This is a genomic window from Vagococcus teuberi (assembly GCF_001870205.1).
Lineage (GTDB): Bacteria > Bacillota > Bacilli > Lactobacillales > Vagococcaceae > Vagococcus > Vagococcus teuberi.
Window position 1 is genome coordinate 1,881,008 of record NZ_CP017267.1, and the last position, 23,970, is coordinate 1,904,977.

Genomic DNA, 23,970 nt, shown 5'->3' on the forward strand with positions numbered 1-23,970 from the left:
TCTTATTATAACGCACTTAATTCACTATTTTCAATTTATCATGATTTTTTTATTTGTTTATTTTTCACATAGTTCCCATTGATAACTCATGGCTGATAACGCGTAAAGTGGTGCTGTTTCAGCTCGTAAAATACGTGGCCCTAACGCACAACTTTTAACGTCACACTCTTCTAATACCTTAATCTCATCTGGTGTTAAACCACCTTCTGGACCAAAAATAATAAGTAAAGACTCACCAGGATTACAAGCTGATAATGTGGTAGCAAACTGGCTTTTTTCACCTTGCTTACTAGACTCTTCATAAGCTACTAAGCAATGAGTGAATTCCTTTGCTTTTTCTAATAACTCTTTAAAAGAACGATATAGTTGGACATTAGGCACAACCTGTCTGTGAGATTGTTCAGACGCTTCTTTTACGATTTTTTCCAATCGTTGCGTTTTCTTAACTCGTTTTTTTTCATCCCATTTGACGACAGACGTTTTTGAAGGAAAACCAATCAATTCATGCATGCCAAGCTCTGTGCCTTTTTGTGCGACTAATTCTAGTTTATCGCCTTTAGTATACCCACAAGCGATCGTCACATTGACTGGCATCTCTTTTTGCGTTTCTTCTTTTGAGACTTCACTAAATACAATCGTAGACTCTTCTATAGACACAATGATTGCTTTAATGGCCACTTGGTTTTGAAAGACTAAAAAGCATTCATCATCTACTGTCATACGCATCACATTTTTCGCATGATGAAAATCGCTGTCTCTTAATTCAAACGTTGCTTGTTCGTCATAATCATATGGCAAAAAATAACGTTGCATGTTTAATCCTCCAATTGTTTTTTTACGATGATAGCATACCAATCTTTTTGTTTGAATAATTGATCCACAACAAATGATTCTTTTTCTAATTCTTCTAAAATCATTGGTACTTTGTCTTCGATAATTCCTGAAATAATCAGTGTTCCGTCATCTTTCAGGCAACGATGCGCATCTTTTAACATCAGCACAATAATGTCAGCCAAAATATTCGCCACAATGACGTCCGCTTTTTTATCAACACCATTTAATAAGTCATTAGCGGAAACATGTACGTCTGTTGCGATAGGATTTAATGCCATATTTTCTTTTGCTGAATTTACCGCAACCTCATCTAAATCATAAGCATAGACGTCTTTTGCTCCTAGAAACTTACTCGCAATACTTAATACGCCAGAACCTGTTCCAACGTCTAACACTGTCTCTCCACCACGTAATGTCACTTCAAGTGCTTGTAAAGTCAAACGTGTGGTTGGATGTGTCCCTGTACCAAATGCCATGCCTGGATCAAGATAGATAATATGCTCATCAGGATTGTTTGGTGTATAGTCTTGCCATTCAGGGACAATCGTTAAATAACGGCTAATATTGACCGGGTGATAATATTTTTTCCAAGCAGTTGCCCAATCACTTTCTTCTACTTCAGAAGCAGTGATGCTATGTTTGCCAATGTCTAAACCGAATGTGGTAAGTTCTTCTACTTTTAGTTGAATACTAGGAATGATTTCTGGTAAAAATAATGTTTCTGGGAAATAAGCAATCACTTCTGCCCCTTCTTTTCGATGAGAAAACGTCTCCTTATCTAAAATCTCTCCAAAAGGGTCACTTTCAAAATTCACTAGGTCCATTGAGTCCTCAATAGCTACCCCGTTAGCTCCTGCTTCCATTAAAATACTTGATACTGCTTCTACTGCCTCACTGGAAGTAATAACAGATAATTGATTCCACTTCATTGTCTAATCTCCCTTTTAATACTTTGGATAAGCTACCATAGCTGTCTCGTTATTATTTTTTTTCACTTCTTCAAACGCCGCATCATCCCATACTAACTCAAACGTTTCGATGGTTTCATCATTTAAGAAATCTAGCAAATCATCTTGTCCATTAACTAATACTTCTGCTAAATAGTTTGCTAACGCTGTGATATCTCCTTTTGCCATTCCTTTTTTACGATTAAATGGAATCACAGTTAAATATTCTAATTCATCAGGTGTTTCTTTATCATCAGCATATAAAACTAAACTATCTTCAAACTCAATCACTTTTTCTTCAGATTGCGTTCCTTCTTCATCTTCAATGACATCATTTAATTTATTTTCAGCAAATAATACTACAGATACTTCAATTCTGTGTTGCCTAACATCCCAATCAATCGCAAAATCAAAGTCTCCTAAAGATTTTTCAAGTTGTTTTTCTAATTCTGTTAACATGTTGTCTTTCATTTTTTCACACACTTACACTTTCTTTGTATTGTCTCTCCTATCATACAAAAGTTGCTAGCATTTGTCATTACTAATCCTATGTTATAATGAGTTTATTAAAGGGGGAAGACAGATGAATAAACCTCTCGCTTATCGTATGAGACCAAAAACGATTGATGATGTTGTTGGCCAAACCCATTTAGTTGGTGAAGGAAAAATCATTCGCCGTATGGTTGATGCCAAACAATTATCCTCTATGATTTTATATGGTCCACCTGGAACTGGAAAAACAAGTATTGCTAGTGCGATTGCAGGCTCAACTCACTATGCTTTTCGCATGTTGAATGCTGCAACAGATAGTAAAAAAGATTTACAAATTGTTGTAGAAGAAGCAAAAATGAGTGGCACCCTTATCTTATTACTAGATGAAGTCCATCGCCTTGATAAACCAAAACAAGATTTTTTATTGCCTCATTTAGAAAACGGTCGGGTGATTTTGATTGGTGCGACAACTGAAAATCCTTATATTTCAATTAACCCAGCGATTCGAAGTCGAACGCAGATTTTTGAAGTCAAACCGCTCAATGAAGAAGATATCAAACAAGCGATTGAAAGAGCGTTAGCTGACAGTCAGGATGGATTAGGTGATTTGGATGTGACGGTCACTGATGAAGCTATGATTCATTTAACACGAGCAACCAATGGCGATTTGAGAAGTGCACTAAATGGCTTAGAACTTGCTGTTAAATCAACTAAACCTGATACTAATGGAAAAATAATCATTGCTTTAGACATCATAGAAGAATGTGTGCAACGAAAATCACTCACTCATGACAAAGACGGCGATGCTCATTATGATGTGATTTCTGCGTTTCAAAAAAGTATTCGTGGAAGTGACGTGGATGCTGCCTTGCATTATATGGCAAGACTCGTTGAAGCTGGGGATATGATGTCGATTTGTAGGCGATTGATGGTGATTGCGTATGAAGACATTGGTCTAGCTAATCCTGGAGCTTGTGCAAGAACTGTTTCGGCTGTTCAAGCAGCTGAAAAATTAGGCTTTCCTGAAGCACGTATTCCTTTAGCTAATGCTGTCATTGATTTGTGTTTATCACCAAAATCAAATTCAAGTATCGTCGCGATTGACAAGGCCTTAAGTGACATTAGACAAGGAAATACAGGAGACGTTCCTGATTATTTGAAGGACTCACATTACAACGGTGCTGAAAAATTAAATCGTGGAGTCGATTACAAATACCCACACAGTTTTGACAATCATTGGGTCAAACAACAGTACTTACCAAACAAAATTAAAAATGCCTCTTATTACGAACCTGTTAAAACTGGAAAATACGAAATAGCTTTAGGAAAACAGTGGGAATGGCTAATATCGCAAAAGAAAGGCCAGTCCTAACAATTGAAGAATCTTAATTCCTGTGCTATTATATAACTAAGATATCTGTGATGTACGCAGTATCCCCATTAGTGTTGACCGAACAAATCGTTTTACTTTGGGAATCAACGAGTATTTATTAAAAACAGGCCTTTTCATTTGGTAGTTTGAGGTATTTACAGCGATTCCCACCTGCATTTTTTAGCGGGTTCAACCATCAGGGATACAAAACGGCATCGACGGATATTTTTTTGTGCGTTTAAAAAGAAAAGGTTGTGATACGTTGTATAACATTATTCTATTAGTTTTTGCTTTTATTTTATGTGTTATTAGTTATTTTTTATCAAAAAAGCAAGAGGCTTTGTTAGTCGTTTTTACTAAAAAAAATCAACCCACATTAAAAGCTTTTTCAGTATCACTTCTTGTATTAGCGATTATTGGTATAGTTATTGGGTTATTTTTTGCAACAAAGTTAACTAGCTTAGCTTTCATCATTATTGTACTTTGCGTATCGGCTGTATTTAGTATAATATTATCTCAAAACATTTACTAAGGGGAGTATGGATTATCATGCAAAAAGAATACAAAAAAATATTGGTCGCAATGGATGGATCAAAAGAATCAGAACGTGCACTAAAAAAAGCAGTGCATGTAGCCAAACGAAACGATGCCACCCTTTATATTACTCATGTTGTTGATATGCGCGCATTTGAGACTGTTTCATCTTATGACGAGACACTTGCAACAAATGCTAAAAAAGAGGCTGATGAAGCCTTAAAACAATATATTGAATACGCTCATGAACACAAGTTTGACAAAGTAGAAACAGTGATTCGTATCGGTGTACCTAAAATCGTTCTATCTGAAGATTTACCAAAAGAATTAGGAATTGATTTAATTATGTTAGGTGCAACTGGATTAAATACAATGGAGCGAATTTTATTAGGTTCTGTCTCTAGCTATGTTTCTGTTCATGCAAAAAGTGATGTTTTAGTCGTTCGCACAGACGTGGATAACAAACAATAAAACAAACCTTAAAAATCAAAAAAGACGAGAAACCAATCATTTGGCTCTCGTCTTTTTATCTATCTAATTATTTTTTTAATGCTTCAACGTCTCTAGCAATCATTAATTCTTCATCAGTTGGAACTAATAATACTTTTACTTTTGAATCATCAGTTGAAATAATGCGTTCTTCTCCACGAACATTGTTTTTATCAGCGTCCATTTCACAACCGAAGAAGCTTAAACCATCAATAATATTTTTACGGATATCTACTGCGTTTTCACCAATTCCTGCTGTAAAGACAATCGCATCTACACCATTCATTGTTGCAACGTAGCTACCGATGTATTTACGTACACGGTCTTCAAAGATTTCTAAAGCAATTTTTGCTGCTTCTGTATCAGAGTTTTGTAAGTCACGCATGTCACTTGAAATACCTGATAAACCTAATAAACCAGATTTTTTGTTTAAGATATCAATCATATCTTTAATGTTAGTTAATTCTAATTTACCCATTAAGTATTGTAATAATGATGCATCAATATCACCAGAACGAGTTCCCATTGTAACACCTGCTAGTGGTGTGAATCCCATTGATGTATCAATTGACTTTCCACCTTCAACAGCTGTAATAGAAGCGCCATTACCTAAATGACATGTAATGATTTTTAACTCTTCGATTGGTTTACCTAACATATCAGCTGCGCGTTCTGCAACGTAACGATGACTTGTTCCATGTGCACCATATTTTCTAGCACCATATTTTTCATAGTACTCCGTTGGAATACTGTATAAGTAATTTACTTTTGGCATTGTTGTATGGAATGATGTATCAAATACTCCAACGTTTAATGTGTTTGGTAATAATTTTTGGAATACACGGATAACTTTTGCTTCTGCTGGGTTATGTAATGGTGCAAATTCTGCTAATTCATCAACTAAAGCAAGTGCTTTATCATCAATAATAGCTGATTCTTTGAAATGTTCCCCACCAGCTACAATACGGTGTCCAGCTCCTGTGATTTCATCAAATGAGTCAATGATGTTTAATGTTGTTAATTGTTCTAATAACATGTTAATAGCAATTTCATGATCTTCGATGTCTTTGATTACTTCATATTTTTCATCTTCGCCATATTTAATAGTAAAGATTGAATCATTTAAACCAATTCTTTCTACAATTCCTTTAGCGACTACTGTTTCTTCTGGCATTGTATATAATTGCCATTTTAAACTTGAACTTCCAGCGTTAATTGCGATTGTTTTTGACATTTTATTTTCTCCTCTATTTTATATTCGATTCGCACCATTGACGAAACTGATTGACAAAATTTAATACATTTTGATTCTCTTTCAAAGATGGCAATTCTGCAAGCAATACTTCTTTTGATTGCGAGGATTCTCCACCTTTATTTTGAACCAGGACGATTGATTTTCCTAAACCTTTTTGACTAAAAAGAGTTTTTGGTAATTGTAATATGCCTTGTAAGTAAACTTCTTCCACTAACCATTTTTTTAGGACATCTGCTTGCTCTGTTTCCAAAAAGTTATTTGGTAATAAAAATAAACCAAATCCTCCTTCTTTAACATATCGCATGCTTTGTTCCATGATTAAATGATGAGCATAACTATGTTCAGTAGGAAAAGATGTCATGAAGTCTTTTGCTACTTCGTCTTTAGGATAATACCCTATCGGTAAATCAGCTATTGCCACATCAAGTGGTTCGATAAGAAGTGGCTCTAAAGAATCCTGGTGAAATAATTCAACCTCTAATCCTAACCAATTCTTGTTTACTGCAGCTACTTGTAATAGCAAGTCATCAGCATCAACGCCAACGCCTCGAATATCTTTGTAACCAGCTAAATCCAAATTACTCAAAATTGTATAGAGTAAGTTACCCATACCAACTGACAAGTCCCCAACAACCATATTGCTTTTTTCATGTTTGGTTAGTTGTTCAATCATATAAACAAATAAAAAACCAATACTATCTGGTGTTAGTTGATGATTTGCTTGAAGTGGTTCCACTTTTAAGCCACTAAGTAATGTTAACTGGGTGATTTTTCGTTTTTCTTCAACTGACAAGTCCATATTTAATAATTCTTGATAATATGTTTCAAGTTGTGTCACCTCTGACTGACTTGGCACATTATCAATCACACGAACACTGCCACCATCCAATAAATTTTCACCGTTTTCAACATAGGCATCAAAAAAAGACGTGTCCAATGTCTTCTGTAGCAATTTCACAGATTCATTCAAATCTTGAAAGCCTATCTCAACATTCGTTTGAGACAAATGTGTCACCTCTTCCTTGTCTTATTCACAAATCTCTTACTTTCCTATTCTATCGAAAGAATTTGGATATTTCAAGGCATTCAAACTGAAAATGATAGGGTTTTTTTCGTCTGATGATAGCCTTTACTAATTATTTACAAAAACATGTCGTTTAAAACCACTGTGAAGTTCTATTTTTAATTTCACTAAACTACCAAATCTGCTTTTCTCCAGTGTCACTTGCCCCACAGAATAATTGACAATTTTCGTTTCATTATTTTCCATTATTAAAATATCTGCTTGAGATTTTTCTTCAAGTATATCTGCTAAATAAGAGTCTGTTGCTTGCTTCATCAACAACTGCTTTTGCTGGTAATCATCAATAAAATATAAGGTGCTAATCGTAAAAAGTGCCAATAAACACAAAAAAGGGATCGCTATCCCTCCTTCATTATTTTTGTAAAAAGTAGACATATCTCTCCCCTTTTTCCGTTTCTAAATTCATCTCAATCATACGGTCGTGCTCAATAAAGTTCGCTGTTTTAAGACCTACAATAATTGGGTGAAATCCAGGTTGCTTCCTCAATGTGTCTTTGTATAAGTCAAAAATGATTTTATCCTCTTTATCTGCACCTATTTTTTTGTAAATCAATTGACTAGGTTGTACCTCAACAAGTGTCAGTTCTTTTATTTCATACTCTAATTGTTGTTTTCCAATCTGTATTTCCAGATAAGATGCGTCTTTTTGTACTTGCCATATGCCATTGACCTGCTTGATAAATGGTGTCACAAATAATAATAATCCCATCGTTAAACTAAGTGCCACAAGACACTCGAACAGTGTAAAACCACTTTGTGATGTCAGCCATCTCTGCTGATATCTAACACGCGACCATTTTTCTTTAAAACAATCTGTTGATCACTCCCATCAATTATCACTATCTTTTCTTTTTCTGCTTTTTTGCGTAAGGCTTCCTTATCTTTTTGTGTGGTAGCATACTGCCATTCTTTGGCAAAAATCGCTAGCTCTAAATCATGCTGACTTTTCTCCTGTTCATATCTGATAAAAACGAAGGTTTCACACATAAAAAGGATTCCCACTGTTAAGGCAAGCATAGCTAAAAGACTTTCTAATAATAAATACCCATCATTTTTTCTCAACATATTTAAACACCTTACTACTACCTAACTGAACCACATATCGAATGCTCGTTTGAGTTGAGTCATCATAAAACTCAAAGGTTTCTAAAACACTTGGACTAGCTGATCCACTCTGTAGCGTTACTTCACTGTCTTTTTGAATATATAAAGGCCTGTTTATTTCAATCTTCTCTTCTATTTTTTCTCCCTTAAAGGTGTAACTAAAGAAGAGACACTGTGAGGAGCTTATTGCTTTAACTTTGCTCTGTTCTTGTTCAACAACGGCACTATGCTGACTTCTTTCATATAATCGTTCAAACAAAATGAGTTGAGAAGCAGCAGTTTGTTTTTCCCGCCACTTCTCTATTTTTAAAATTGGCATGATAGCTAAAATACTAATAACAAGTAACACACATAAACATTCCCAGAGTGTAAAACCTTCATCATTCAATCACAATGCCTATTTTCTCGGCTTTGTCTTTTTGTTCTTTTGAAATATATCCTCCCTGAACTAATTCATCTAAATCTTTTGGTCGTTCAGAATGATCTAAATAGTACATTTCAGTTTGCGTTTGGATGACCTTACCTAGCGCTTCATCTCCTTGTTTGTTAATACCGGCTTGTTGTTTCGTCAAATTTGGTACAAACAAAATAATCAAAACAGCAATAACTAATAACACAATCAGCATTTCAAGCAACGTAAAACCGTCATGTTTTTTTCTTAACTTCTTTAACGTATTCAATAGAAATCCCCCATTCCACTGTATATTGGTAATAATAAAGAGCCATAAACTGATACAATCAACACAGCAATTAATAAAAATGTGATTGGCTGTAGCCACTGAATTTTCTTCTCACATTCGGCAATAAATACTTCCCACTCTCGTTGTCCAAATACCACTAGCTCTTGACCTAATTTGCCGTGAACCTCTCCTTGTCTTATAATCCAGGTTAGTTCTGGTTTTAAGAACGACCACTGACTGATTGGCTCATCAATAAAAATACCCTCTTCTAATTTTATTTTAATTTTTTTTGACATCTCTTGCATCAAGTCAGAATAGCCTTTTTGTTGCATAATTAAAACGACTTCTTTAAATTCCATTCCTTGGGATAATAAATTTCCCCATTCTGTTGCGAATAGAGACGTGTAATAACTTGTTAATAATTTTCCGACAAGCGGTATTTTACAATACAACTGTAATTTTTTGATTTGTGATTCTCGGTTTAATCGTTTATTTATCAAATAACAACTAGCAAAAATCAGAATCAAACCAATACCACCATACTTCAGCCCATTATCCAATAAAGTAAACATACTAGGTTGTGAATCATCTTGGGATAAATCAGACAACTGAGGTAAAATGAACCACTTCATTCCGACTATCATTGCAAGTAAAAATAACAACAATAAAACTGGATAACTTAGTACTTTTATCATGTCTTTTCGTTGTTTTTCCCTTTCTTTCATTTGGGTGGACATTCGCTTTAACGTTCCTACTAAGTCTCCATGTACTTCAGAAAACTTGATTGGCGCTAATTGTTCTTTAGAAAAACCTACACCCATCAAACAATTAGCAAACCTCTCTCCTTTCAACAACTTCTTTTCAATGTATTTAAATTGTTTATCCTGTTTGATAGAGATTGTCCGCATAAATTTGATGCTTTGTTCTAAACTAAAACCATTTTCTAAAAGGTTCCCTAATAGGTATACAAATTCATATTGCTCTTGACGTGATAAAGCCTTAATTTTGGTAGGTTTGGTAAGTTTTTTGTGTAATTCTTTTTTCATAGTAGGCTTTCTGCAAGCTTTTTTCCCAGCTGTTTTTATTTTCTTTGTCTGATATATCATATAGCACACCATATTTTCCTTTTGTCGTCAGTGGAATCATCTCTTGATAGATAATTCCTTGTACACTTTGATTGATTTCCTCTTTAGGAATCCCTAATTCGATTAATCGTGCTTCAACTCCTTTCCTATTTTTTGCATGAATAGTCGAAAAAACTAAATGTCCAGTTAAAGCCGCTCGCATAGCCATCTGAGCTGTCTCCCCATCTCTTATTTCGCCAATCATCAAACAATCTGGGCGATGTCTTAAACATACTTTAATTAATTCTTGATATGTCAGCCCAATCTTTTCATTCACTTGAAATTGCATAAGATGGCTGTCTTCAATTTCAACAGGATCTTCAATCGTAATAATATGTTTATTTTGTTTATGAATCAGGTGCTGCATCAAAGTATGCATGGTCGTTGATTTTCCAGAACCAGTCGGACCAGAAAATAAAAACAAGCCATTACGCGTGACTTGTTGGTTAATGCTATCTAACTGTTTTGGGTTGATGAAATGAAGCGTCTTTGAAGACATCGGGTATAAAAAACGAATCACCAATGTCTCCCTATTTAGAAAATCTCCTACCACAGATAAACGTATTCTGACGTTTCCTTGTTTGCGTTTTATTGTCGTTCCACCCATTTGTACTTTTCGTTTTTCTGCAATATCCATTCCAGCTAGATATTTAAAATATAAAATCAATTGCTCTGCCGTTTTATGAGAGAGCTGACTGTAACGATGAATGTCATGATGGTGCCTAAATGATAATTCATAATGTGATGATTTTGGTAAGACATACAAATCACTCATTTGATTGGAAAAACCATAATCTAATAATGTCATAGCAAGTTTTTTCATTGTCATTTCCTTTCTCATAACTTATATTTGCGATTTTTTTGAAATTGACCTAAAAAACACAAAAAAACCAACTAGACGTTATCTAGTTGGTCATTTATTTACATGTCAGCTGATGTGAAGACTTCTGACACGTCATCATCGTCTTCTAACGTATCAACGATTTTCTCTAATTTTTCTTTGTCACTATCACTCAATTCAACCAGTGTTTGTGGCACCATTGTTAATTCTGCTTGCGCTAATGTGTAATCTTTCTCTAACGCATCTCGCACCGCTGTAAATTCACTTGGATCCGTGTAGATTTCAAATACTTCATCAGACACCTCGATGTCGTCTCCACCTGCTTCAAGCACACTTAATGTCATCGTATCTTCATCCACATCTAGTCCCTCACGTTCAATCACAATATATCCTTTACGATCAAACATATACGCTACCGAACCTGATTCTCCTAAAGAACCACCATTTTTATTAAACGCCACACGCACATTAGTCGATGTACGATTACGATTATCTGTTAAAGTATGAACCAAAATGGCAACACCTGCTGGGCCGTATCCTTCATATACTACTTCATCATAGTTTTCACCTTCACCAGCACTTGTTGCTTTTTTGATTGCACGCTGGATATTATCATTAGGCATATTGGCTGTTCTTGCTTTATCTAATACTAATCTTAATGAAGGGTTAGAAGACAGATCGGGACCACCACTTTTTGCTGCCATATAAATCTCGCGTGATAATTTTTGAAACACTTTACCACGTTTAGCATCTTGTGCTCCTTTTCTATTCTTAATGTTATTCCACTTTGAATGTCCTGCCATTTCAATTCCCCTCTTTCTAAAATAATATAAAATACATAACTTTAGTTTAACATAAGTTGTTCTATAATGAGACCTTTATCTAACCTTCTTTGACCTATTGCGAATAAATCCAAAATAAATCACTAGCATCACACATGCTGTTAACGCCCCAACACTATCAAGCATCACATCTTGAAAAAGTGGTGTTCTATCACCTGTTAGCATTTGATGATATTCATCCATCGCTGCATAACCTGTCGCACTAAACCACGCAAAAAACAAACTCCAGATTGATTGCTTTAATTTAGAATGTAACACTAAAAACAAACTTCCCCCTAGAATAAAAAATGTAAAAAAATGAGCGGCTTTTCGGATAAAAAATTCAACAAATTTAAAATAACCCATTGCTCGAATACTGACTTCACTGTCACCATAATTAAACATTATTCCTTGAAGTTTTGATGCAAATGGCTCACTTTGCAACCACTTTTGAAGTAGTGGAACAGAATTTTGCTCTGTATAGGTTTTTGATGAACTATAAAATAAAATAACCATAATCACAATCGCGATTGCAGTATACACTTTAGGTTGACTTAATTTACTTTTCATAATGAACTTCTCCAATCTTAAATTTTTTTGCTTTTTTATCATTGTTTTTTAATAGTATAGGGTATAATATAACCATAATGAAAGGAGTCAGATAAAATGACATATTCAATAACATGGGATTTAGATTCAATTTTTAACGGAGGTATCGACTCAAAAGAGTTAGAACAACGCCTATTATTACTAGATGACGAGATTACAGAATACCAATCACTTGTCACAGACTGGAATCCAGAAACAGATGCGCCTGATTTCCAAACATTTGAGGCAATCATGACTGTTCAAGAAAAACTATCTAAAGGATTTGGTCAAACAATTAGTTTTGTCAATGCCATTCAATCTGCAGATGTAAACAATAAAAAAGCTGGTAGTGTATTAGCTGGTTTATTTACTAAATTGACTGGTTTTAAAAACGCTAATGTCTTATTTAATAAAAAACTAACTAACCTTTCAACTGATACTTGGAACACACTTCTTCATTCTGACTTTGCCAAAAAACAAGGTGTGGCTTTTAATTTAACAGAAGCTCGTGAACAAAGCAAACGCTTATTAAGTGAAAATGAAGAGTCCGTTATTAACCAATTATCAACAGATGGATTCAATGCTTGGAGCTCTCACTACGATACAATCGTAGCAAACATCCAATTTCCATTTGAAGAAGATGGTAAAACAACGTATCTTTCAGCCGGTCAAGCTTTTAACCGTATGATGGGAGACGCTGATAAAGATGTTAGACAACGTTTGTTTGATACATGGGAAAAAACTTGGGCAAATTATGCACCACTTTTTGCAGACACCCTAAATCATTTAGATGGATTTCGATTAACAAATAACAAACTACATGGTATCACTGATCATTTGGAAATTCCATTAGAGTATAACCGTATGAAAAAAGAAACATTGGATGCTATGTGGGGAACAATCGCCGCAAACAAACAACCATTCGTTGATTTCTTAACTCGTAAAGCACAATTATTTGGTAAAGAAAAAATGGATTGGCAAGATCAAGATGCACCTGTTATTTTAGGTGAGTTTGAAGAAAAACGTTACACATTCAATGAAGCAGCTGATTTTATTATTGAAAATTTCAATAAATTTAGTCCTAAAATGGCTGACTTTGCTAAAATGGCCTTTGAAAAAAGTTGGATTGAAGCAGAAGATAGACCAGGTAAACGTCCAGGTGGTTATTGTACTGGATTACCAGAAAATGAAGAATCTCGTATCTTCATGACATACGGTGAATCAATCAACGAAGTCTCTACATTAGCTCATGAATTAGGACATGCTTTCCATTCACACGTGATGTGGGATTTACCATCCGTTAGTCAAGATTACGCCATGAACGTAGCCGAAACAGCTAGTACTTTTGCCGAACTGATTGTCGCTGACGCAACGCTTAAACAAGCTAAATCAGCCGAAGAAAAAATCAATTTACTTGATATTAAAATGCAAAACGCCACAGCGATGTTTATGAACATTCACGCACGTTTCATTTTTGAAAATAATTTCTATACTGAACGAAAAGAAAAAGTCTTAACAGATACAGAAATCACTGATTTAATGGTCGCTGCTCAAAAAGAAAGCTACTGTGATTCATTGAATTCTTATCATCCACATTTCTGGGCAAGTAAACTGCACTTCTATATTGATGATGTGCCATTCTACAACTTCCCATACACATTTGGTTACCTGTTCAGCTTAGGTATTTATGCCTTCGCTCAAAAACAAGGAACATCATTTGAAGATGACTATATCGCTTTATTACGTGATACAGCGTCAATGACAACTGAAGAATTAGCCAAAAAACATTTAGGTGTTGACTTAACATCAAGTGAATTCTGGCAAGCTGGAATTGATATGATGATTCAAGACGTTAATACTTTCTTAGAATTAACAGAAGACTACGTTAAATAAATTAAAAACCTCTATGATTGAGCAATATCAATCATAGAGGTTTGTTTATTTAGTAAAATCAATTTTTTTACTCATCCAGTATATCATAACCCCACCAACTATCATCGAAAATAGTTCTCCTAAGCCAATAATTAGCCAGTTATAGAAAAATGGTAAATTATATAATACTGTGAGTTGTCCTGCAACAGTAAACATAGATATCGCAAACGTCATAGCTGTTACAACCATTTTTATTTTCATATTGTTGATACGTTTCGTGATGGCATAATTGATGACCAATACTAGAAACGTACTAATACTTCCAACCAATACATCAATAATTCCTAATGGTGAAAAAGCATTGGCTATCGCCACACCTAATGTCACAGCAACTATATAGCGTTTGTTATAAAGTGACAAATAATTAAACATTTCAGATAATCTTAACTGAATCACACCAAAACTAATGACCGATAACACTAACGTCACTGCAACATACAATCCTGCCACAATGGCCATTTTTGCTGTATCTTGTGTTGTCCAAGACGCCACAACAGATTGTTCTTTTTTATTTTCCATTTACATTTCTCCTTTACAAGGAATTACCTTGCTAATAACTACAACCAAAGGATGTGAGAAATATTTCCCAACGAAGTGTTGTAGTGCGAAAACTCGCTAATTAATAGGATACACTTTTTCTACAAAAAAACAATCCTATTTTGTCATCCATCCACCATCAATTGGAACTATACTTCCTTGTATATAAGATGATGCTTGACTTGCTAAAAAAAGGGTTAATTGAGCCACTTCTTCAGGCGATGCCCAACGTTTACAAGGCGTTTCATCTGCTACCCATTTAGCCATGTGTCCATCTCCTGAAAAATCAGCTGCATTCATTGGCGTTTTGATTGCTCCTGGTGCAATCCCAACCACATGAATCCCTTGTTCAGCATAATCTAAAGCCAATTGTTTTGTAAATCCGACAACAGCATGTTTTGACATGGTGTAACTAACACCACCCCCACCACCAATCAACCCTGCGATAGACGCCATATTGATAATCGTACCACCTTGTTGTTTTAACATCATCGGTAATATTAATTTAGTCAATCGAAAGTAACTTTTCACGTTCGTTTCATAGATAACATCCCATAGTTCCTCAGATATTTCATTCAATGGCTTAAACTCATCCAATTTACCAGCAGTATTTAATAATATATCTATTTTACGATACTTCGCTAAGCACTCACTAACTGCTTGTTCCAAATCATCTTTTTTAGTGACATCACCTTTAAAAAAAGTAAATGATTCTGAGTATTGTTTTTCTATTTCTTCTTTATCAAAACCAAACACATATGCCCCTTGCTCTAAAAACAAACAAGCTTGTTCTTTGCCTATACCAGACGCCACTCCTGTGACAAAGACTACTTTCCCTTTAAACTCTGTATAATTAATAGAATTCATTAATCTACTATCTCCCAATCATCTGCTAAGATATCGCACACAGTTGGCGCAAAACTTGAAAAACCTTCATCACTTGTTTTAATTAAAAAATAATCAGTCACGGGACAATCGTCATATGTTTTACCTGACACAAGTGTGACATACAACTCAAAACCACCCCAGCCTTTTCTAATTACTTTTTTCCCTGCTTTTAATTCTGGTAGTATTTTTTCAAATGTCATATTGTTCTCCTTATTTATTTACTATTGATAATATACGTTGTAATTCACTGATTGCATCTGTATCTTCTGAATAACTAAACTCTTTTACGTTAATTTGACTTTTTGGAATAGTTCCTTCATCACTTGCTTCATTAAAACCAGTTGATAATGATACATCACTTTTTAACTCATAAATCATACCATTATCACATAGAATATACTTAACAATTGGTTTAGTGGTATCAGCTACTTCACTAAATCCAGCTGCAAATGAACTTTGTTGACGCTCATTTGTGGCTCCAAGAGTACCATTTATCGAATAATAAAATGTTACACCACCTACGACATGAAGTGGGAAAAAATCATAGCCAGGATTTTCCAGATCTTGTGCCATTGCTAGTCCATCTGGTGTTACAGCAAACCAATCTCCCCGACCTGCTGCTCCGTGATCAAAAAACTCAGATGTAACAGCCATGCCTCCAACCTTCGCTCTATCACTTGCCCAGTTTAAAAATTGCTGATTTATGTTTTGTAACACGCCAGTTTGATAAAACATCTCTTTTGATAGAGTTGTTTCACCAGAACCATTTTGGTTTGTCTCTTCAGATGTAGTTGAACTTTGTTCGGATGTTTCTGTCGTTGAACTTTGTTTTGTTGTTGATTGACTAGCTTCTTCACTAGAACTAGTTTGACTAATTTCCGTCTCATCATTATTTGAGTTTTGACTACAACCAACCAACACTAAAGATAATAACAATAATACTACCCATTTTTTCATCATACTCGCCTCATTTTTTATTTTGATAAACTAAGTTTAACACGAAATGATAACCGACTCGATAAAAAAACTAGCATAAGTCTATTCGACTTATGCTAGTTCTAAAATTTATTCTTGATTTTTTAACGCTTCTGCAGCAGCCATTTGTGCTTCAATATCACTGATACTATATACATTTTCACTTGCTACGCCCACTTCTTTTGGTTCCATGTTACGGTATTTAGCCATACCAGTACCAGCTGGAATGATTTTACCAATGATAACATTTTCTTTCAATCCAAGTAAGTGGTCTTTTTTACCTCTAATTGCAGCATCTGTCAAGACACGAGTTGTTTCCTGGAATGATGCAGCAGATAAGAAACTGTTTGTTTCAAGTGAGGCCTTAGTGATACCTAACAAGACTGGACGACCAGTTGCTGGTGTTCCACCAGAAACAAGTGTGTTGTAGTTACGGTCTTTAAATTCACTAATATCAACTAGTGTACCTGGTAAGATATCTGAATCACCTGGATCCATAACTCTTACTTTACGTAACATTTGACGAACCATAACCTCAACGTGTTTATCTCCGATTTCTACCCCTTGCATACGGTAAACTTTTTGTACTTCTTTAAGCAGGTAATTTTCAACAGCTAATACATCTTTAACAGTTAACAATTGTTTTGGATCAATTGATCCTTCTGTTAATGGAGTACCACGGTCAATAATATCACCTTCAGCAACTTTCATACGAGAAGTATAAGGCACAGAATATGTTCTTGTATCTGTTGTTCCTTTTACTATCACTTCTTTTGTACGATCTGCTTGATCTTCTGTAATTTCAATAACTTCACCAGCTACTTCAGAAATAACAGCTTGTCCTTTAGGATTACGTGCTTCAAAAATCTCTTGGATACGAGGTAAACCTTGAGTAATATCGTCTCCGGCAACCCCACCCGTATGGAATGTACGCATGGTTAACTGAGTACCAGGCTCACCGATTGATTGGGCAGCAATTGTACCAACTGCTTCTCCAACTTCAACTTCAGAACCAGTCGCTAAGTTACGGCCATAACAATGTTTACATACACCATGTTTTGTATTACATGTGAAGACTGAACGAATCGTAATTTGTTCAATACCTGCATCAACTATTTGTTTTGCAATGTCTTCTGTAATGATTTCATTAGCGCCAACAATCACTTCTTTTGTTTCAGGATGAATCACTGATTTACGTGTGTAACGACCTAACATACGCTCTTCAAGAGTTTCAATGATTTCATTTCCTTCTTTCATCACTGAAATATCTAAACCACGGTCAGTTCCACAGTCAGTTTCACGAATGATAACATCTTGGGCCACGTCAACTAAACGACGAGTTAAGTAACCTGAATCGGCTGTCTTAAGGGCTGTATCGGTCATACCTTTACGAGCACCGTGAGTCGAGATAAACATTTCTAAGACAGTTAACCCTTCACGGAAGTTAGATACGATAGGTAACTCCATGATACGACCATTAGGAGCGGCCATAAGTCCACGCATACCAGCTAACTGAGTAAAGTTGGAGATGTTACCACGAGCTCCAGAATCACTCATCATGAAGATTGGGTTACGTGCGTCTAAACTTTCCATCAGTTTTTCTTGGATAGCATCTTTGGTTGCATTCCAAATACCAATAACTCGTTCATAACGCTCGTCATCTGTTATTAAACCACGACGGAATTGTTTTGTTACTTTTTCTACTTGGTCATGTGCTTCTTCAATCATTGCTTGTTTTTCATGTAAAACAACGATATCGGCAATCCCTACAGTCATACCTGCATAAGTAGAATGTTTGTAACCTAAGTCTTTCATTCTATCTAACATTTTAGATGTTTCAGTAATTTTGAAACGTTTGAAGACTTCAGCGATAATATTACCAAGATTTTTCTTCTTGAATGGTCCAACTTCTGGTTGTTCTTTGATGAATGCAGGAATGTCTGATCCAGCTTCAACAAAGTATTTATCAGGTGTTTGAACTGTCAAGTTATAATCAGTTGGTTCATTTAAGTAAGGGAATTCTGGTGGCATAATCTCATTAAAGATTGCTTTACCAACAGTTGTTGTTAAAATGCGTTCACGTTGCCACTCTGTAAATGGTTTCTCAGGCATTGAGCTTGTTTGTAAACCAATACGAGTATGTAAGTGGACACAACCGTTTCTCCATGCTAGAACAACTTCGTCTAAGTCACGGAAAATCATTCCTTCACCAATTTGTCCTGGTTCTTCCATTGTTAAGTAGTAGTTACCAAGGACCATATCTTGAGATGGTGTAACAACTGGTTTACCATCTTTTGGATTAAGGATGTTTTGAGCAGCAAGCATTAACATACGTGCTTCAGCTTGAGCTTCTTCGTTTAATGGAACGTGAACCGCCATTTGGTCCCCATCGAAATCGGCATTATACGCCTCACATACTAATGGGTGAAGACGAATCGCGCGTCCTTCAACTAAAACTGGCTCAAACGCTTGGATACCAAGTCTATGTAGAGTCGGTGCTCGGTTAAGTAATACAGGGTGTTCTTTGATCACATCTTCTAATACATCCCAAACAGCGTCTTCTTGACGTTCGATTTGGCGTTTTGCATTTTTAATGTTGCTTGCAATTTCACGTTTAACTAATTCATGCATCACAAATGGTTTGAATAATTCAATTGCCATTTCTTTTGGCAACCCACATTGGTACATTTTTAAGAAAGGTCCAACAACGATAACTGAACGACCTGAGTAGTCAACACGTTTACCTAATAAGTTTTGACGGAAACGACCTTGTTTCCCTTTCAACATATGAGATAACGATTTAAGTGGACGGTTACCTGGTCCAGTTACTGGACGGCCACGACGACCATTATCAATTAACGCATCTACCGCTTCTTGAAGCATACGTTTTTCATTTTGAACAATAATTCCTGGTGCATTTAAGTCTAATAAACGTTTCAAACGGTTATTACGGTTAATGACACGACGGTATAAGTCATTCAAATCACTTGTTGCAAAACGTCCACCTTCTAATTGAACCATCGGACGTAAATCTGGCGGAATAATTGGTACAACGTCCATTACCATCCAGTCAGGATCATTTCCTGATGTACGGAATGCTTCTAAGATATCTAAACGACGAATAGCACGCGTTCTTTTTTGCCCAGACGCTTTTTTCAATTCTTCTTTTAATTCAGCGACTTCTTTTTCTAAATCAACTTGTTCTAATAAACGTTTGATTGCTTCAGCACCCATACCAGCTTTAAATGCTTGGCCATATTGCTGACGTTTTTCACGGTATTCACGTTCAGTTAGAAGTTGTTTTAATTCCAAGTTAGTGTCACCTGGATCTGTGACTACATAAGAAGCAAAATAAATGATTTCTTCTAATGCTCTAGGACTCATATCTAATACAAGACCCATACGACTAGGAATTCCTTTAAAATACCAAATATGTGTTACTGGAGCTGCAAGTTCGATATGACCCATACGTTCACGACGAACTTTAGAACGTGTTACCTCAACCCCACAGCGGTCACAAACGATTCCCTTATAACGGATACGTTTATATTTACCACAAGCACATTCCCAGTCCTTAGTAGGACCGAAAATACGCTCGCAGAAAAGACCATCACGTTCTGGTTTTAAAGTACGGTAGTTTATTGTCTCTGGTTTTTTCACTTCACCATATGACCAGCTTCTAATTTTTTCAGAAGAAGCTAGTCCAATTTGCATACTTTCAAATTTATTTACATCGATCAAAAGATGTCCCTCCGTTTCTTTGTCTGTCAGAATAATTCAGCTGGATTATTCTTGGTTTTCTTGTGCATCTTTCAACGATTTTTCTGCTAATGCTTTTTCTTCTTGCTCTTTAGCATATTTTGCTAAGGCATCAACAGTAATCAAATCATCGTCCTCATCATCCATATCACGTAATTCAATCTCTTGATCGTCTGCATCTAATACTCGCATGTCTAATCCTAAAGCTTGTAACTCTTTAACAAGTACGCGGAATGATTCAGGAACACCTGGTTTTTGAATTGGTTCACCTTTAACGATAGATTCGTAAGTTTTCACACGACCTACAACGTCATCTGATTTATAAGTCAAGATTTCTTGTAAAGTGTAAGCTGCTCCGTATGCTTCAAGAGCCCAAACTTCCATCTCTCCAAAACGTTGTCCACCAAATTGTGCTTTACCACCAAGTGGTTGTTGTGTAACTAGTGAGTAAGGTCCAATAGAACGAGCATGTAACTTATCGTCAACCATGTGAGCAAGTTTCAGCATGTACATTACACCTACAGAAATACGGTTATCAAATGGTTCACCTGTACGTCCATCATAAAGAACAGTCTTAGCGTCGCGAGCAAGTCCTGCTTCTTCAACAGTACTCCATACATCTTCTTCATTTGCCCCATCAAATACTGGTGTTGCAACATGGATGTTTAACGAGCGAGCAGCCATACCTAAATGCAACTCTAATACTTGTCCAATGTTCATACGAGAAGGTACCCCTAATGGGTTTAACATGATATCAACTGGTGTACCATCTGGTAAGAATGGCATATCTTCTTCTGGCATAATACGAGATACTACCCCTTTATTACCATGACGACCGGCCATCTTATCTCCTTCATGAATTTTACGTTTTTGAACGATGTACACACGAACTAACATGTTAACACCTGGAGATAACTCATCTCCGCCTTCACGAGTAAAGATTTTAACATCATGAACAATACCGCCTCCACCATGTGGAACACGTAGAGAGGTGTCACGAACTTCACGAGCTTTTTCTCCGAAGATTGCATGTAATAGACGTTCTTCTGCTGATAATTCTGTTACCCCTTTAGGAGTGACTTTACCAACAAGTAAATCACCATCTTTTACTTCAGCACCGATACGGATAATACCCATTTCGTCTAAGTTTTTAAGTGCATCTTCCCCAACGTTTGGTAACTCACGAGTAATTTCTTCAGGCCCTAATTTTGTGTCACGTGCTTCTGATTCGTATTCTTCAATATGAATAGATGTGTACACATCATCTTTAACTAATCGGCGACTCATAATAATCGCATCTTCATAGTTGTAACCTTCCCAAGTCATGAATGCTACTAAAACGTTTTGTCCTAATGCCATTTCCCCTTCTTCCATAGAAGAACCGTCAGCTAGTGTATCGCCTTTTTCAACGATTTCACCTTTTCTAACGATAGGGCGTTGGTTATAACTTGTACCAGCATTTGAACGGTGGAATTTAATCACATTATATTTATCTAAAGCACCGTCATTACGACGAACACGTACTTCACGTGCATCAACGTATTCAACGACACCATCATGTTTACATAAAAGTGCTGCTCCTGAGTCATGGGCAGCTTTGTATTCCATACCAGTTCCAACAAGTGGAGAACGTGGTTGAATCAGAGGTACTGCCTGACGTTGCATGTTCGCTCCCATAAGTGCACGGTTAGAGTCATCGTTTTCCAAGAAAGGAATACATGCTGTCGCTACCGCAACTACTTGTTTAGGTGAAACGTCCATGTAGTCAACTTTATCAACTGATACTTCTAAGTTCTCACTTTGAATACGAGCCATAACTAAGTCTTCTGCAAACGTACCATCTTCATTTAATGGAGAGTTCGCTTGCGCTACCATGTAATGGTCTTCCTCGTCAGCTGTTAAGTAATCAATATGTTCTGTAACACGTTTTGTTTCACGGTCAACACGACGATATGGTGTTTCGATGAAACCATATTTATTTACTTTCGCATAACTTGATAAACTATTGATTAACCCGATGTTTGGTCCCTCAGGTGTTTCAATCGGACACATACGACCATAATGTGAGTAATGCACGTCACGTACTTCATATCCAGCACGGTCACGTGTTAAACCACCAGGTCCTAAAGCTGATAGACGACGTTTATGCGTTAACTCACCTAATGGATTAGTTTGATCCATGAATTGTGATAACTGAGAAGAACCAAAGAATTCTTTCATAGATGCCACAACTGGACGAATGTTAATCAATTGTTGTGGTGTTAGTGTTTCAGTGTCTTGGATAGACATTCTTTCACGAACCACACGTTCCATACGAGATAACCCGATACGGAATTGATTTTGTAATAACTCACCAACCGAACGAATACGACGGTTTCCTAAATGGTCAATATCGTCTACTTTTCCAATATCTTCCATTAAGTTTAAGAAGTAACTGATCGTAGCCACAATATCAGCAGGACGAATTGTTCTTACATCTGCATCAAGTTGACCGTTACCAATGACGTTTACAACACGTTCAGGGTCTTTTGGTGACACAACTTTAATGACTTGAACAGTCATTGGTTCAGTTACAACACCATCTTCACTTGGATAGTATGTTTCGTTGTTTAAACCATTATCTAAATGTTTTTCTAATTCATCCATCACTGTATGCGTGATAACTGTTCCTTTTTCTACAAGGATTTCTCCAGTTTCAGGATCAACTAATGTTTCAGCTAACGTTTGGTTTAACAAACGTGTTTTAAGGCTTAATTTTTTATTTACTTTGTAACGACCAACTGCTGCTAAGTCGTAACGTTTTGGATCAAAGAAACGAGAGTTCAATAAGTTTCTTGAACTTTCAGCAGTCTTTGGCTCGCCTGGACGAAGTCTTTCATAAACATCTTTTAACGCTTCTTCCGTACGAGAATCGCTAGAATTTTTATGAATATCTTTTTCAATTGTTAATTGTAAACTTTCGCTTTCACCAAAAATTTCTGTAATAGTCGTATCTGAACCAAATCCTAATGCTCTAACTAATACTGTTAAAGGAATTTTTCTTGTTCTATCAATACGAGCATAAGAAAGGTTTTTCGCGTCTGTTTCAAGCTCTAACCATGCACCACGGTTAGGAATAACAGTTGTTCCAAATCCCTCATGTCCATTTTTTTCTTTCTTCTCATTGAAATAAACTCCGGGTGATCTTACTAACTGTGATACCACTACACGCTCAGCACCATTGATAATAAATGTTCCCATCTCTGTCATTAGTGGGAAATCTCCAAAGAACACTTCTTGCGACTTGATTTCTCCTGTCACTTGATTATCCAAACGTAATGTTACGTGGATAGGAGCTGAGTAGTTAGCATCATGTGCGCGAGCTTCCTCAACTGTATACTTTGGTTCTTTCATTTCGTAATCGACAAATTCTAATGATAATTTATCGCTAAAATCTGTAATTGGCATAATGTCCTCAAACATTTCGCGTAAACCTTCATCTAAAAACCACTTATAAGAATCAGTTTGAATTTCAATTAAGTTTGGCAATTCTAGTACTTCACTAATCCTAGAATAGCTACGTCTTTCTCGGTGTTTTCCGTATTTCACTACGTGTCCAACCAAATTAGTCACCCCTCTGAGTTTTTTCAAAAATACCTTATGTTACAAATGTTAAAAAAATATAACAATTTCATTACTTATGTGTTTTAAAGTAAAAAAAAACCAAAAATAGAC

General features: G+C 35.9%; 24 protein-coding genes and 1 other RNA gene. 5 read left to right on the forward strand and 20 right to left on the reverse strand.

Going from position 1 to position 23,970, the window contains the following annotated elements; all coding sequences use genetic code 11:
• Positions 1–57 precede the first annotated feature (57 nt).
• Genes BHY08_RS09015 through BHY08_RS09025 form a run of 3 tightly spaced genes read right to left on the reverse strand, consistent with a single transcriptional unit; the run spans position 58 to position 2,252 of the window.
• Complete coding sequence (locus BHY08_RS09015) at positions 58–813, reverse strand: 16S rRNA (uracil(1498)-N(3))-methyltransferase (protein ID WP_071457545.1); 756 nt, start codon at positions 811–813, stop codon at positions 58–60.
• 2 nt (positions 814–815) lie between these two features.
• Entirely contained in the window at positions 816–1,763 is a 948-nt protein-coding gene (gene prmA, locus BHY08_RS09020; RefSeq protein ID WP_071457546.1) for a 50S ribosomal protein L11 methyltransferase, read from the reverse strand.
• Between the two features lie 15 nt (positions 1,764–1,778).
• A complete protein-coding gene (locus tag BHY08_RS09025) occupies positions 1,779–2,252 on the reverse strand; it encodes a DUF3013 family protein (protein ID WP_071457547.1) in 474 nt (157 codons plus the stop codon).
• A gap of 112 nt (positions 2,253–2,364) precedes the next feature.
• Between BHY08_RS09025 and BHY08_RS09030 the strand changes: the two genes are divergently transcribed.
• The 4 genes from BHY08_RS09030 (at position 2,365) to BHY08_RS09045 (ending at position 4,650) form a co-directional block, all read left to right on the forward strand.
• A complete protein-coding gene (locus BHY08_RS09030; RefSeq protein WP_071457548.1) occupies positions 2,365–3,645 on the forward strand; it encodes a replication-associated recombination protein A in 1,281 nt (426 codons plus the stop codon).
• A gap of 39 nt (positions 3,646–3,684) precedes the next feature.
• Positions 3,685–3,874: non-coding RNA, 6S RNA (ssrS, locus tag BHY08_RS09035), on the forward strand.
• A gap of 3 nt (positions 3,875–3,877) precedes the next feature.
• Positions 3,878–4,177 (forward strand): hypothetical protein, encoded by a 300-nt coding sequence (locus BHY08_RS09040; protein ID WP_071457549.1) that lies wholly within the window; start codon positions 3,878–3,880, stop codon positions 4,175–4,177.
• A 17-nt stretch (positions 4,178–4,194) separates the two neighbouring features.
• A complete protein-coding gene (locus BHY08_RS09045; RefSeq protein ID WP_071457550.1) occupies positions 4,195–4,650 on the forward strand; it encodes a universal stress protein in 456 nt (151 codons plus the stop codon).
• Between the two features lie 67 nt (positions 4,651–4,717).
• Here the strand turns inward: BHY08_RS09045 and BHY08_RS09050 are convergent, their stop codons facing one another.
• From BHY08_RS09050 to BHY08_RS09100, 11 genes are all read right to left on the reverse strand, one after another.
• Positions 4,718–5,902, reverse strand: a complete 1,185-nt coding sequence (locus tag BHY08_RS09050; protein ID WP_071457551.1) for an acetate/propionate family kinase — start codon at positions 5,900–5,902, stop codon at positions 4,718–4,720.
• Positions 5,903–5,915: 13 nt separating this feature from the next.
• On the reverse strand, positions 5,916–6,929 hold the full coding sequence (locus BHY08_RS09055) for a class I SAM-dependent methyltransferase (protein ID WP_071457552.1): 1,014 nt from the start codon (positions 6,927–6,929) through the stop codon (positions 5,916–5,918).
• A 126-nt stretch (positions 6,930–7,055) separates the two neighbouring features.
• Positions 7,056–7,382, reverse strand: coding sequence for a hypothetical protein (locus tag BHY08_RS09060; protein ID WP_071457553.1), 327 nt, complete (start codon positions 7,380–7,382; stop codon positions 7,056–7,058).
• Entirely contained in the window at positions 7,360–7,734 is a 375-nt protein-coding gene (locus tag BHY08_RS09065; RefSeq protein WP_071457554.1) for a ComGF family competence protein, read from the reverse strand. Before BHY08_RS09065 ends, BHY08_RS09060 begins: the two co-directional genes overlap by 23 nt.
• A 35-nt stretch (positions 7,735–7,769) precedes the next feature.
• The gene (locus BHY08_RS09070) at positions 7,770–8,072 is read right to left on the reverse strand and encodes a hypothetical protein (RefSeq protein WP_071457555.1); all 303 of its coding nucleotides are present in this window, start codon (positions 8,070–8,072) and stop codon (positions 7,770–7,772) included.
• Positions 8,056–8,499, reverse strand: coding sequence for a type II secretion system protein (locus BHY08_RS09075; RefSeq protein ID WP_071457556.1), 444 nt, complete (start codon positions 8,497–8,499; stop codon positions 8,056–8,058). Before BHY08_RS09075 ends, BHY08_RS09070 begins: the two co-directional genes overlap by 17 nt.
• Entirely contained in the window at positions 8,492–8,737 is a 246-nt protein-coding gene (gene comGC, locus BHY08_RS09080) for a competence type IV pilus major pilin ComGC (RefSeq protein ID WP_071457883.1), read from the reverse strand. The genes BHY08_RS09075 and comGC overlap by 8 nt, the downstream gene beginning before the upstream one ends.
• 50 nt (positions 8,738–8,787) lie before the next feature.
• The gene (gene comGB, locus BHY08_RS09085; RefSeq protein WP_071457557.1) at positions 8,788–9,837 is read right to left on the reverse strand and encodes a competence type IV pilus assembly protein ComGB; all 1,050 of its coding nucleotides are present in this window, start codon (positions 9,835–9,837) and stop codon (positions 8,788–8,790) included.
• Positions 9,791–10,744, reverse strand: a complete 954-nt coding sequence (comGA, locus tag BHY08_RS09090; RefSeq protein ID WP_071457558.1) for a competence type IV pilus ATPase ComGA — start codon at positions 10,742–10,744, stop codon at positions 9,791–9,793. Before comGA ends, comGB begins: the two co-directional genes overlap by 47 nt.
• Positions 10,745–10,836: 92 nt before the next feature.
• Positions 10,837–11,559: a YebC/PmpR family DNA-binding transcriptional regulator gene (locus BHY08_RS09095; RefSeq protein ID WP_071457559.1), complete on the reverse strand. Its 723-nt coding sequence runs from the start codon at positions 11,557–11,559 to the stop codon at positions 10,837–10,839.
• A 75-nt stretch (positions 11,560–11,634) separates the two neighbouring features.
• Positions 11,635–12,147 carry a VanZ family protein gene (locus BHY08_RS09100; protein WP_071457560.1) on the reverse strand — a complete coding sequence of 171 codons (513 nt, stop codon included), beginning with the start codon at positions 12,145–12,147 and terminating at the stop codon, positions 11,635–11,637.
• Between the two features lie 96 nt (positions 12,148–12,243).
• Between BHY08_RS09100 and BHY08_RS09105 the strand changes: the two genes are divergently transcribed.
• Entirely contained in the window at positions 12,244–14,058 is a 1,815-nt protein-coding gene (locus BHY08_RS09105; protein WP_071457561.1) for a M3 family oligoendopeptidase, read from the forward strand.
• A gap of 45 nt (positions 14,059–14,103) precedes the next feature.
• On the opposite strand, the gene BHY08_RS09110 is transcribed toward BHY08_RS09105, so the two are convergent.
• The 6 genes from BHY08_RS09110 to rpoB form a co-directional block, all read right to left on the reverse strand.
• Entirely contained in the window at positions 14,104–14,616 is a 513-nt protein-coding gene (locus BHY08_RS09110) for a QueT transporter family protein (protein ID WP_071457562.1), read from the reverse strand.
• 135 nt (positions 14,617–14,751) lie between these two features.
• Positions 14,752–15,501, reverse strand: a complete 750-nt coding sequence (locus BHY08_RS09115; protein ID WP_071457563.1) for a 3-oxoacyl-ACP reductase — start codon at positions 15,499–15,501, stop codon at positions 14,752–14,754.
• On the reverse strand, positions 15,501–15,722 hold the full coding sequence (locus BHY08_RS09120; RefSeq protein WP_071457564.1) for a DUF2829 domain-containing protein: 222 nt from the start codon (positions 15,720–15,722) through the stop codon (positions 15,501–15,503). The genes BHY08_RS09115 and BHY08_RS09120 overlap by 1 nt, the downstream gene beginning before the upstream one ends.
• Positions 15,723–15,732: 10 nt before the next feature.
• Positions 15,733–16,482 carry a hypothetical protein gene (locus tag BHY08_RS09125; protein ID WP_157093665.1) on the reverse strand — a complete coding sequence of 250 codons (750 nt, stop codon included), beginning with the start codon at positions 16,480–16,482 and terminating at the stop codon, positions 15,733–15,735.
• Positions 16,483–16,587: 105 nt separating this feature from the next.
• Positions 16,588–20,238, reverse strand: a complete 3,651-nt coding sequence (gene rpoC, locus BHY08_RS09130; RefSeq protein WP_071457566.1) for a DNA-directed RNA polymerase subunit beta' — start codon at positions 20,236–20,238, stop codon at positions 16,588–16,590.
• Positions 20,239–20,283: 45 nt separating this feature from the next.
• Entirely contained in the window at positions 20,284–23,859 is a 3,576-nt protein-coding gene (gene rpoB, locus BHY08_RS09135) for a DNA-directed RNA polymerase subunit beta (RefSeq protein WP_071457567.1), read from the reverse strand.
• Positions 23,860–23,970: the final 111 nt, after the last annotated feature.